We start from the raw sequence: 11,319 nt of genomic DNA on the forward strand, positions 1-11,319 counted from the left end.
TTATACGATTGATAAAGATGAACTAGTCTTAATTGGCATTCGAGTCGGATCGCATGATCGTTTATTTCCTGGTCAAAATCGTTCCAAAAGGTATCGAAAAAATGACGAATAAGAGAAGTCATTTATACCATATAAAAACAAATAACCCCCAGCATCTACATTATAGATATTGGGGGTTATTTTAACAATGATTTTGAGGGGTTATTTGTGCCTTTTTTTAATCGCCCCTATAAAACAGCCCCCGTTATCTAGTGGATAGATAATAGGGGCTGTTTTTTTGTTTAATGGTATTATAGGTACTATATTAGTATGAATATATTGGAGAAATAACATGTATAAAAACATCAAATAAATCGTCAGCGGATTGGGCGCTTTTATAATTGCCCAATGGCTCTATCATACTCTGTCACAATATCCAAACATCAATATTTGGCTGGCTAGACTGCTTCCTATTCTTATCATTTTTATTGTGTTCTTTTCTCTGCAATGGATAATCAACACATTTGAAAAGTAACCTTATAAATTTTAGTTATTATATTGGGCTGAAACCCTTGCTACAAGCGGACTAGCAAAAATGCAAGCTCGACAAAAACATAACTAAATAATCTATTGCTCTTATGATGATATTTTACCAAACGAGAAAAACTAGTCCGGAATATCAGCATAAGAGCAAGTGTGTTAATCAGTCCGTATTAGATAGTTTTCCGTCGACAATTTTGTAGACATTATCAGAAAACTCTCGCAGACGATCATCGTGCGTGACGATGACGACTGCTTTTTCCTCGTCATGCGCAATATTAGCAAGAAGTTGGCCAACTTCTTTGACACGTGCCGTATCTAATGCTGCCGTAGGTTCATCGGCTAGGATGATCGCCGGGTCTGTATACAACGCACGGGCAATTGCAACGCGCTGTTGTTGACCGCCAGACAATTCGCCAGGGTATTTGTTTAATAATTTTTGAATGCCTAGCGTTTCAATAATTTTGTCAAATCCATCTTGACTGAGGTTATTGTTAGGCTTCACCTGGTCAACAAGTTTGAATTGGTCTGCTACGGTTAAATATGGCACGAGATTGTACGCCTGTAAGACGAAACCGATTTGTTCAAGTCGTGTTTTTTCGGCTTCTTTGGTACTCAAATCACTGATGTCGTGACCATTCAAACGAACTGAGCCGTCTGTTGGTGTCTGTAACCCGCCTAAAATGGTTAGCAAGGTACTTTTACCAGATCCTGAAGGACCAATGATAAGCGACACCTCACCAGCTTTAAACGCTAAACTGACGTCTTCTAGTGCCGTAACTAAATTGGTTTTCTGACCAAATTGTTTCGTCACGTGTTCAAGGGCTAGTTTTTCTTCACGCATCTTTTTAACCTCCAATTACTGATACCGGATCAATCTTACTAATCACACGAATCGGAATGATTGCACCCAGTAACCCGGTTACCATCAATCCGGCCGCAATGAGTCCCATCAATCCCCAATCAAATGCCATTGGTACGCTATCTGGAATCCCAAATTCAGTTAATGCCGATAGTACAGCACCAACGACGATACCAGTTGCCATAATAAAGAACGTCTCAAATAACGTATTTTGGGCCAAGAAACGATTTGGAATGCCTTGTGCACGCAAAACTGCCAAGTTAGGCAATTTTTGAACCGTTAGAATGTAGAGGAAGATGGTAATCACAATCAATGAAATGACAATCAGGAAGCCAATCATGAGACCAAACGTCGCTTTTTGCGGTGTATAACCTGGCAATTTATTGATAAAGGCTTGGTATGAATAAGTCTTTAATGCTTTATCATCGACCGATTGTGACGTTTTTGAAGTAACTACGCTACCTTGGAATTGATCTGACACGCCCTTAATGACACGCCATTGCGCTAACGCGCCATAAATAACAGGTGCGGTGTTATACGTGGCATTTTTCGCATAACCCACGATTTTATATTTCGTATCAGATAACCCAATCGAAATTTTATCCCCCATACCGTAAATATCCTTATCAACTGAGTCAGCGAGGACGACTTCGTTAGCTGCCTTTGGCAAGTGCCCCTTGGTTAATTGTAGGTTTTTAGCGATGTACTCGTCGTTATTCATCCCAACGAATTGTGCGGATTCACGTTTTCCGCCAATTTTCATATTAACTGGTGTAATGCCAAGTGTTGCGGTTTTGTCGTCGCTTAACTGATCCACCTGTTTCGTTGTCAGTAATGACTGTCCGGCATTGCCATTAGCGTCTTTGGTCATTACAAAGGACTTAGACTGCCAGCTGTCCACCGCAGCGGTGTTAGCTGTTGCCAGCCCGAGCGCCAGGGCACTTAAAATGAAAATCAAATAACTGATTAAGACGACGACTGTTAGAATCAAGCCGTACCGTAGTTTTTCTTTTTTAATCTCTCTAATTGCTAAAAACATTTGTTCCTCCTGTATTTGTTGCAGTTCAGCAAACTTACTATACACAAGTATACATGCTCTTATGATGAGATTCCGGACTAGTTTTGCTAGTTTGGTAAAATATCATCATAGGAGCATTTTTATTTATGGTTACACGTTATGAAGAGGACTTAAAAAAGTCCATTGTGGAGATGGTTAAAGCGGGACGACGATCCGATGAATTATCCAAGGAATACGGTCCTTCAGCCGATTCAATTCGGAATTGGGTTAAAGGCGCTAAATCAGTTGAGCTAGAAGAAGGTACTGAAGTAACGTCCAAAGAATTCAAACAACTTCAAAGGGAAAATCAGCGATTAAAGGAGGAACTTGAAATTTTAAAAGCTGCGGCGGTGTTACTGGGAAAGCATTAGGACGAATTAATTGCCTTGTCTTCATAGAAGATCAGTTATTGCGACACCGCTTATCAATTATTCTTTCGGCACTGAAATTACCGCGCAGCACCTATTACCATTGGAAAAGATATCAACCTAGTCAACACGAACGTGTTGATAATCAGATCAAAGAAAAAATTGAATTGATTTGGGAAAATAATTATCGTGCCTATGGTTATCCACGAATAACGATGGTGCTTCGCAAGTCAGGCATCTGTGTTGGGTCAAAACGAATTTTACGATTAATGAGGGAAATGGAGATTCACTCTTTAATGAATCGGCGATTTAAAAAACCTGGCACTCATGTGGATCATTCACAACGCCCCAATTTAATCAAGCACCAGCCCAATGCAAGGATATGGCGTGCTGACATTACTTATTTGGAATTACGTCCAGGAACCTGGGTTTATCTCAGTTCTATTTACGAACCAAAGGTTCATCAAGTTCTTGCTTTCAAGATTGGTCGTCAGATGGAGGCGACGTTAGTTGTAGAAACGATTAATCAGGCGCTTGAATGTCATCAAAAGCCACAATATTTTCACTCTGACATGGGTTCACAGTACACCAGCAACGAAGTTGAAACTTTACTTGAACGGCATCAGATTAGCCACTCATACTCAAAACAAGGTTATCCTTATGATAATGGGCCAATTGAAGCTTTTCACTCATTGTTGAAGAGAGAGTTTGCCTTTCAAACAACTTTTTCCAATTTTGAGGACTTGGTAATCCGAACCTCAAATTACATCAGTTGGTTTAATTCCGACAGAATTAGAACGAGTGTTTAGAAAAAGATGTGCCATTTATTGACATAGGAGCAGTCATCTAATGAGCTTTTTTAAAAACAACACAAAACGAATACCTACTGAAGTGAAATTACTTACTGATATACAAAATGCTTTAGCTGATGCACCAACTACTGAAGAAAAACCATTTTTACTGGAAGCAGAACAATCTTTAAAAGACAAAAAATATTTGCCAAAAATTTTAAGTGATTTACAATTTTTTTAACGCCCCTAGCGATAAAATCTGCCCTATCCCCAAAAGTTAAAGTTATCTATTTGAATCTTATCTCAGATAAATATCAAACTAGTACAACGGGTAGTGGTATTGGAATGATTTTTGGTGGTTTTAGTGGATTTGGTGGTCGCTAGAAAGACCATATCTTTAATATCTCATTTGTTCCTTCTAGCAATTAAATTACGTTTTAGCCACATCATCGTTTTAACTGATATTTTGATTTTCTGATTTATCTTACTGTTAGTGCTATAGCATGATTTGATGTAGTATGCTTGATTTCAAAATAACGACAGTTAGAACAATAGAAAGGGCCAGATCAGCTATTAACGCTATTTAATTCTGCCTGAGGGTGTGACCGAAGTTTCCTAACCATGGGCTTGATTTTAGCAACGACCAACGGGAGGCGCAGTTAAATGTGAGCGTGGGCTTCGCTCACTCCTTTTTGAGTGAGGGGGGAATTGGGGACCTTGAAGCTTCCAGATCCTGGCGGATCAAATCGAATTGTTGCCGAGAAATATCGCTTTGGTAATGATGACTAAAATGTTGCATATGATCACCAACTTTTTTGACAGTAGTTATCAAATTATTTGGTCAAAATCAAAGATACTAAACAGCTTCTAAAGTTATTGAGTAACGTATCTTGAACCTCCTTGAGAACATTTGAATCTTTGATGGGTAAGACAACTTGTTGCATAAGCTGTTAGTTCCTTTACTTTAAAATTAATTTAGTTGCAGAAAACCTAAAAATCGAATATTATAATGTAGTACGATGGTAAACTTAAAGGAGGCGGATTAGAATGAGTAATACTATTATTAAAAACAAGACAATTTCAACTCGTGTAACACCTGACATTAGTGAACGGGCTAAAGCTAATCTAGCAAAACAAGGGCTAACCGTTTCTGAGTATATACGCTTATCGTTAGTTAAAGCGGCCAATAATGAAGTTCGATTAGTCAGCTTTTTAGATTCTCCGGAAGCCTTAGCCGCTAAAAAAGAAGCAGAAACAGGGCAGGTCAAAAACATTGGTTCATTGACTGACTTTGAAGATTGGATCGATAAGTTAGATGCAAATTAAACAGACCAAATCTTTTGAACGTGAATTAAAAAAACTAGTCAAAAAACATTTCCCAATAACTGTCTTGAATCCTTGTTTAGAAGCAATTGTTGAACAAGATGTACTTGTTTTGAAACAGATTAAAGATCATGCATTAAAAGGAAATTGGCGTGGCTATCGTGAATTTCACCCTGCCAGATATGGAAACTATGGTAAAAATTATGACAACTGGATTGTTATTTATCAGCTAGATCATGATGAATTGATTTTGTTATTGGTTGCAACTGGCTCCCATGAAATCTTGAATCAATAGCTATAGTTTAGGGGCACTTATAAAAAAATAAATTAAAATAGCCCCCAATATCTACATTATAGATATTGGGGGCTATTCTTTCAATGTTTTTGAGGGGTTATTTGTATATTATAGACCCTAAATTAAGGAATGTTTTAGTGACCACCTAGGATCATAGTTAATTCATAGCAAAACTCCTGGTATTTTACTTAGAAGTCAATAAATTAATTGGACTGCTTTATGGTGGTAAGTTATGACGTATTTTAACACCTTTAATTATAAGGCACAAAAAAAGCGACACAATTGTTAAGTTATGACGCAGTTTATATATTCATTTAGCGGACATTAACCCATTTATTAATAAAAACTGGACTTAGAATGCGTTTCTCAAACGTCGAAACATGAAAAAAAGCCTATTTCTAGGCGCTTTTTACGATTATTGTTGTAAAGTTTGTTGGGCTTTTTTAGCTCTTGGCTTTTTAAATCTGGATTATCCTTTGCACCTGAAGATGGAAAGGGGACTGCTTCTTCTGCTTATGGTGGTCTAGGCATGGCTTTAGGTAATAACGGATTTAACTTTATCGGTGCTTTGTTCCTTAGCCAGTTTCGACTAGGATTTATAGTCTTTGGTATATTCACATTTGCTGGCGTATTAATTGCAACTTTGATTGTCCATGAGCCTTCTAATTTAGATGAAACCTCAACTAAAAAGAAAGAAAAGTTTTCTTTAAAAAATGTAAAGTTAATTTTTCTTTCTTGGCAAATTGGCGCGACTACTACCTAGCTCTTATAGGAAAAATGTTTCAGGGAGTTGGAAACTTTGCAATTACAGGATACATTTTATATATAATGACCGACTTTCTTCATCGTGGTAATCAAACTCAATCTTCTATCCAACTTGTTAACATGATTATGCTTATTTTTGGCATTTTGATGGGATTAGTCGCTGGGCCACTATCTAATAAATTTAAAATACTGAAATTACCAGTAGGTCTCTCAACTATCTTATTAGCAATTGCAGGTCTCTCCCTGTTCTTCTTAAGAAATAATACTGGTATTATTCTTTACGCCTTAGCTGCCGGTTTAGGAATGGGCTTATGGAACGCACTTGATAATTTATTAAACTTAAAAGTTATCCCCGATCAAAATCGTGTTGCATTTTTCTTAGGTGTTTACAACTTAGGTAATACAATTACACAAGCTATCGCACCCGTTTTAGCCGCTGCCGTCATAAGTCTTTTTGGTTATTCTGGAATTTTTATTGTTTCATTTATTTTTTCCTTGATTGGTGGTATTTCAATGCTATCGATTAAATCATTAAAACGTTAGTAAGATATTTTTTAGCAATCCTTATTTAAAGTTAAGGATTGCTTTTTGTTCTCTTTAGTTGCAATCGCTTGCAACTCGCACCTATCCTCTGCTATGCTCGTGCCAACAATGGTAATTATTTATTCACCTAAATTTAGGATGGAGGTAATTAAATGACTGAAAGTTATCAATTTGATGTTTTGTACTTAGGCGCGGGGCATGGTGCCTTCGACGGGGCGGTTCCACTAGCTAATAGTGGTAAAAAAGTCGCCATTATCGAAGCGGACAAAATCGGGGGAACTTGTCCAAACCGTGGATGCAACGCGAAAATTACGCTGGACAACCCGGTTCAACTTTTACGCCACCAAGAACGCCTTGATGGCATTGTAAATGGTGACTTAAAGCTGGATTGGACTGCCAATGTAGAACATGAACACGAAGTCATCGACGGCTTGCCGGACATGATTACTGGTTTACTCGACTCTGTTGACATCGAAATTATTCACGGTCGTGGAAAATTTGTTGATGCTCACACCATCGAAGTGGATCAACAGCGCTACACCGCTGACAAAATCGTGATTGCAACGGGGCTACGTCCCCACCATCTAGATGTTATGGGCTCAGAACTTACGCATGACAGTACCGATTTTATGAACCTCAAACAGCTTCCTGAAAATATCGTAATTATTGGCGCGGGCTATATCGGCATGGAATTTGCCACGATTGCCAATGCTGCCGGCGCGAACGTCACTGTACTTTTACGCCATAATCGGGCGTTGCGCAAATTTAATCAAGATTACGTAAAACAAGTCATTGCCGACCTCGAAAAACGAGGGGTGAAGTTCATTTACAACGCTCAGGTGGATCGTTTTGAGGAAGACGGTTCTCATTTTACCGTGTCTTATAACGATCACGAAACCCTCACCACCGACTGGATTTTGGATGCTACCGGACGAATTCCTAACATCGAAAACATCGGATTAGACGAAGTAGGCGTTAGTTACAATGCTAACGGGATCGAAGTTAACGATCATCTTCAAACTAACATTGATAACATCTATGCTTCTGGTGATGTGCTTGATAAAGAACAGCCTAAGCTCACCCCGACTGCGATCTTTGAATCTAGTTATTTAACCCAACTTTTCACAGGAAAGACTACTGACGCAATCAACTATCCGCCCATCCCAACCATTGTCTTTACCTCACCACAAATCGCACAGGTTGGTATGAGCGTCGAAGAAGCTCAGCAAAATCCTGATTACACCATTAAAACTAATCATCTTCCTGACGGATGGTTCCGCCAAGTTGATAAGGAAACAATTGGTGATAACACCTTGATTTACGATCAAGACCATCATCTTGTAGGAGCAGCTGAAGTTAGTGAACATGCTGCCGATGCAATTAACGTTTTATTACCAGCAATTGAGTTTCAATATACAGCTGAACAACTAGGCCGCATCGTACCTCTCTTCCCTACTTTGGGAGCGGACGTCTGGTCACAGATTTAAAAAAACGCTGAGCCTCTTTTAAGGAGACTCGGCGTTTTTTTATTATTTAGTAAATTCAGCAATTGCATCATCAATATGTTGCCGTACTACCTCAACATGATCCATTTCATCATCTTCTACATGTGGTAAAGGATTACGTGCTCGTCCTACACTTACCCCACGTTTAGCTAAGATTAACTTCATCACATCATATAAATTACCTTTAAATGATGTCAATTTAACTGAATCATCTATTTTCGCCATAGTCCCCACCATTTTCTTGGTTTTTCTTGTTCTTCTATCCTTTTTTGAACTTTGATTTGTTCCTGCAAATTTTCCAACTTCTCTTTAAGAGCGTTCACGTTCACTTCATCTTTATATTGATTGTCTAAGTGTTTGAATTCTGTTTCCTGTGAGGGCATTTTGAGAACTTTTAATCTGTCGTTTTCTGCTTTGTATTCTTCGAGCAGTTGTTTGTCCTGTAAGGCCAATCTTTGTTGCTGATCTAGTAACTTATGTAACTCTTTCTTTTCAGATTGAATTTCTGATACTAAATTTCGAAGGAATTTCACTTCATCTTGTCCATCAACCGCATCTTTTTTGTTGTCGTCAACATCATCTTTTTGTTGACGGTATCTTGTTGACGAATTGTTTGAGAACATTGCTTTAATAGCTTTTTGCCCATCAACATCAACGTAAACAGTATTACCTTTTGTTGATGTAAATTGACGTAAATCGATTGACGCATCTCTTTTTATCTTTTGCCATATAGCCTGCTTTGAAACGCCCAATTCATCAGCAAGTTCTCTAATTGTTTTAGGCATTATTCCCAAACCCCTTTCGGAGTTCAGCAAGTGCTTCTTGTCTTGCTTGATCTCTTATTTTTTTATCATGTTCAGCCTGTTTATCAGCCAATGCTTGTTTTTCAGTGGATCCTAGTGGTAATCCTTTAACTTTATCAGTAGCGCGCCATTTTTCCTGTTCTGTTAGTTCACTATTATGCTGAATATTGAAAAGTTTTTGTCGTTCATCTTGTAATTCACCTTGTGAGAAGTCATTAGCGCCTTTCTTTTCTGGTTTCCAGGTAAATGAATACCCTATTACTGGTTTTCCACGTCCCTTGCCATATTTCTTTCTAATAGCTAGGCCTCTAAATAATGGTGTTAACTCTTCTTTGATGGGCTTTATAACATACCTATCAATATCTCCTGACTTTTTCCAATAGCTTTTGGGAATATCAAGTAATTCAAAAAAGTCTTCTTTTGATAAAAAAGCATAACCTGTTGTTCTAAAACCCTTTAACAATCTAAAGGCAGTTTTGGCGTAACTGCTTCTAAGATCTCTAAATTCCGCTAAAGCATATCTAACCCATGTATCTAAATTATTAAGAAGTGGCAAAGCATCTTTATATACTTCAACATCTACATAAGGGGAATCAGCTTCACCAACAATGCTGAATTTAGTAAACATAACAAACATCTCTCTATTTAATCCAGATTTGCTACGTCTTCCAAAATGAAGTCCCATTAGTTTTTCATAAGTTCTTTGAATATCATCTTCAAAGCGATTATTTGCAGTTGGTTTATAGTTGCTCAAGTCTTTAAGTTGTTCAAAAGAAAATCTAACTGTTTGATCCCCTTTATCACGCATACGAGAAATAATTGAAAAAAATAGATTCATTTCAATAGGGGTGAATTTACGTAAGGGAATAGTATTAAGTTCTGGATCATATTTTATAAGTTCATTGCTCATAATTACACCTCCATAACTATTATATAAAATCAACGATTGTTTATCAACGATCACTATTAAAAGCCTCGTTGATAAACAGACAAAACCTCGTTGATAAACAGACAAAACCTCGTTGATAAACAGACAAAACCTCGTTGATAAACAGACAAAACCTCGTTGATAAACTTCTGTACGCCCTGGGAGAGTAAGGCTCAATAGGGGTCTAAAAGAGGTTTAAAAGAGGTTTATAAAAGAGGTATATAAGAGGCACCACTGTACGAGATACAAACCTAAAACAAAAAAAACACAAAGGAGTTAGCCAAAAACCGGCTCACATTAAACTCCAGTCGCTACGCTTCTTGCGCCTCACTTCGTTCGTTGCCTAAAAAGGTGTGGCAAGCCACATTAATTCGGGCGCTGACGCCCCGATCCCCGTCCAAGCTGAGCCAGCTTGATCGCTCTTTCACTCGCCGTTAGGCAGGAAAGCAAAGTTTTATAGAAACTTTGGCTTTCGCCAATTCAGTGTTAAGACTGGTTTAGAGCTGTCAATTCCTTATGCTCCCACGCTTTGCTCGTCCGCTAACATTGACAGCAAACAGTTAGTTTTTTTGAATCTTAACAAGAACTTAGCGGCTATGTTCGTTTTTTAGGGCCTTATTTTTCGTTTCTAGCAATTTTAAGACTATTCATATACATTTATACCAAAGCAAAACAAAAAGCCCTCAGCAGGCTCTTAGAGGGCTAAATAACGAAGCCAGGACGATTAATAATATCTTCTTGTCTTTTTTGCAAAATATAAGTGTATAAGGAATCATACAAATTCTTTTTAATCTCGTCAGGTTCATTGACAGAAGCTTCAAACAATTCTTGAATATCAACTTGCCAAGGATCAGCAAGCATTTCATCAATTGGTTTTAATACTTTCTTTTCGTCCATCTTAATGACTCCTAACATCAAAATAATGATTTCAGTTTAGATTTACAGATCTTACAACACCGTTATTCAAAATTTGTTACCAAGCTTATAAAAATTCTCTGCACAAAGCAATTAAAAAATTTTGGCTTAAAACAGCATAATCTGCAACACTTTTTAAGTATCTAAAGCATAACAAACTTAGTTAAGTGCAAGTATAAATTGAATTAAAAATACATTCAGTTTAACAACAGCAAAAACTGATTTTATGGTTATCAGCAGACCGAGTAAAACTAGGTCAATGCGCACTTACACCCTTGACACTTGTCAAGGGTAGATTTAATACCCATCGAAATGGGTATTATTTGTATTAGAAGGCTAGCGCCAACTATAAAAAACCTATAGTAAACCCTCAAAAACCTAGAGCTGAATATCAAGATTGATCAATCACATTGCGAAGGATCCAATGACTATAAGCAAGACGAGCACTGGGAGTTATCACCCAGGGGTGATTAATTTCAAAAATTTGAATTTCAGTTGCTAAGTAAAGTGGCGTCTTACCATGATTAAAAGCAAAAACGGGTTGCGGAAAATCAGGCTTACTAGCAACTTGATGAACACTTTGACGAGAGTTCATCTGCCAGCGAATTTTTAAATCTTCACGCGACAATAACTGTGGCAGCTGTG

The 11,319-nt window shown here is 37.7% G+C and carries 14 protein-coding genes and 2 pseudogenes; 8 read left to right on the plus strand and 8 right to left on the minus strand.

From position 1 onward, the window contains the following. Nucleotides 1-112: pseudogene (locus tag ACKTSF_RS13680) on the plus strand (type II toxin-antitoxin system YafQ family toxin); the annotation flags it as partial. A 570-nt stretch (nucleotides 113-682) separates the two neighbouring features. On the opposite strand, the gene ACKTSF_RS13685 reads toward ACKTSF_RS13680, so the two are convergent. Both ACKTSF_RS13685 and ACKTSF_RS13690 read right to left on the minus strand, forming a co-directional pair. Continuing rightward, the gene (locus ACKTSF_RS13685) at nucleotides 683-1,363 is read right to left on the minus strand and encodes an ABC transporter ATP-binding protein (RefSeq protein WP_216763218.1); all 681 of its coding nucleotides are present in this window, start codon (nucleotides 1,361-1,363) and stop codon (nucleotides 683-685) included. Between the two features lie 4 nt (nucleotides 1,364-1,367). After that, complete coding sequence (locus ACKTSF_RS13690; RefSeq protein WP_046811107.1) at nucleotides 1,368-2,420, minus strand: ABC transporter permease; 1,053 nt, start codon at nucleotides 2,418-2,420, stop codon at nucleotides 1,368-1,370. Nucleotides 2,421-2,545: 125 nt separating this feature from the next. On the opposite strand from ACKTSF_RS13690, the gene ACKTSF_RS13695 reads away from it, so the two are divergent. Both ACKTSF_RS13695 and ACKTSF_RS13700 read left to right on the plus strand, forming a co-directional pair. Beyond that, nucleotides 2,546-3,615, plus strand: a protein-coding gene (locus tag ACKTSF_RS13695) for an IS3 family transposase (protein ID WP_407890162.1) whose coding sequence is annotated in 2 segments (ribosomal slippage) — nucleotides 2,546-2,774 and nucleotides 2,774-3,615 — 1,071 coding nt in all. Because the reading frame shifts where the segments join, the coding sequence is not laid out codon by codon here. A 40-nt stretch (nucleotides 3,616-3,655) separates the two neighbouring features. Further along, nucleotides 3,656-3,838: a hypothetical protein gene (locus ACKTSF_RS13700; protein ID WP_225436704.1), complete on the plus strand. Its 183-nt coding sequence runs from the start codon at nucleotides 3,656-3,658 to the stop codon at nucleotides 3,836-3,838. Nucleotides 3,839-4,460: 622 nt separating this feature from the next. Here ACKTSF_RS13700 and ACKTSF_RS14585 read toward each other — a convergent pair. Further along, nucleotides 4,461-4,541 (minus strand): annotated as a pseudogene (locus tag ACKTSF_RS14585) (site-specific integrase); the annotation flags it as partial. Between the two features lie 103 nt (nucleotides 4,542-4,644). Here ACKTSF_RS14585 and ACKTSF_RS13705 point away from each other — a divergent pair. From ACKTSF_RS13705 to ACKTSF_RS13725, 5 genes are all read left to right on the plus strand, one after another. Next, on the plus strand, nucleotides 4,645-4,923 hold the full coding sequence (locus ACKTSF_RS13705) for a plasmid mobilization protein (protein ID WP_003625288.1): 279 nt from the start codon (nucleotides 4,645-4,647) through the stop codon (nucleotides 4,921-4,923). Then, nucleotides 4,913-5,215, plus strand: a complete 303-nt coding sequence (locus ACKTSF_RS13710; RefSeq protein WP_407890164.1) for a type II toxin-antitoxin system YafQ family toxin — start codon at nucleotides 4,913-4,915, stop codon at nucleotides 5,213-5,215. The genes ACKTSF_RS13705 and ACKTSF_RS13710 overlap by 11 nt, the downstream gene beginning before the upstream one ends. A 433-nt stretch (nucleotides 5,216-5,648) precedes the next feature. After that, nucleotides 5,649-5,978, plus strand: a complete 330-nt coding sequence (locus ACKTSF_RS13715; RefSeq protein ID WP_407890166.1) for a hypothetical protein — start codon at nucleotides 5,649-5,651, stop codon at nucleotides 5,976-5,978. Further along, nucleotides 5,951-6,523, plus strand: a complete 573-nt coding sequence (locus ACKTSF_RS13720; protein WP_225416435.1) for an MFS transporter — start codon at nucleotides 5,951-5,953, stop codon at nucleotides 6,521-6,523. The genes ACKTSF_RS13715 and ACKTSF_RS13720 overlap by 28 nt, the downstream gene beginning before the upstream one ends. A gap of 152 nt (nucleotides 6,524-6,675) precedes the next feature. Continuing rightward, entirely contained in the window at nucleotides 6,676-8,010 is a 1,335-nt protein-coding gene (locus ACKTSF_RS13725) for a dihydrolipoyl dehydrogenase family protein (protein ID WP_002831210.1), read from the plus strand. Nucleotides 8,011-8,052: 42 nt separating this feature from the next. Here ACKTSF_RS13725 and ACKTSF_RS13730 read toward each other — a convergent pair whose 3' ends face one another. The 5 genes from ACKTSF_RS13730 to ACKTSF_RS13750 form a co-directional block, all read right to left on the minus strand. Continuing rightward, on the minus strand, nucleotides 8,053-8,253 hold the full coding sequence (locus ACKTSF_RS13730; protein ID WP_020090466.1) for a hypothetical protein: 201 nt from the start codon (nucleotides 8,251-8,253) through the stop codon (nucleotides 8,053-8,055). After that, entirely contained in the window at nucleotides 8,241-8,813 is a 573-nt protein-coding gene (locus ACKTSF_RS13735) for a helix-turn-helix domain-containing protein (protein WP_020090467.1), read from the minus strand. Before ACKTSF_RS13735 ends, ACKTSF_RS13730 begins: the two co-directional genes overlap by 13 nt. Beyond that, nucleotides 8,806-9,741, minus strand: a complete 936-nt coding sequence (locus tag ACKTSF_RS13740; RefSeq protein WP_046870760.1) for a replication initiation protein — start codon at nucleotides 9,739-9,741, stop codon at nucleotides 8,806-8,808. The genes ACKTSF_RS13735 and ACKTSF_RS13740 overlap by 8 nt, the downstream gene beginning before the upstream one ends. Before the next feature lie 720 nt (nucleotides 9,742-10,461). Beyond that, complete coding sequence (locus tag ACKTSF_RS13745; RefSeq protein WP_010015136.1) at nucleotides 10,462-10,674, minus strand: hypothetical protein; 213 nt, start codon at nucleotides 10,672-10,674, stop codon at nucleotides 10,462-10,464. Nucleotides 10,675-11,065: 391 nt separating this feature from the next. Further along, the coding region (locus ACKTSF_RS13750; RefSeq protein ID WP_407890170.1) for a hypothetical protein at nucleotides 11,066-11,319 on the minus strand (254 nt) is incomplete at its 5' end.

The sequence above is a fragment of the Levilactobacillus muriae genome (assembly GCF_045862015.1).
Classification (GTDB): Bacteria; Bacillota; Bacilli; order Lactobacillales; family Lactobacillaceae; genus Levilactobacillus; species Levilactobacillus muriae.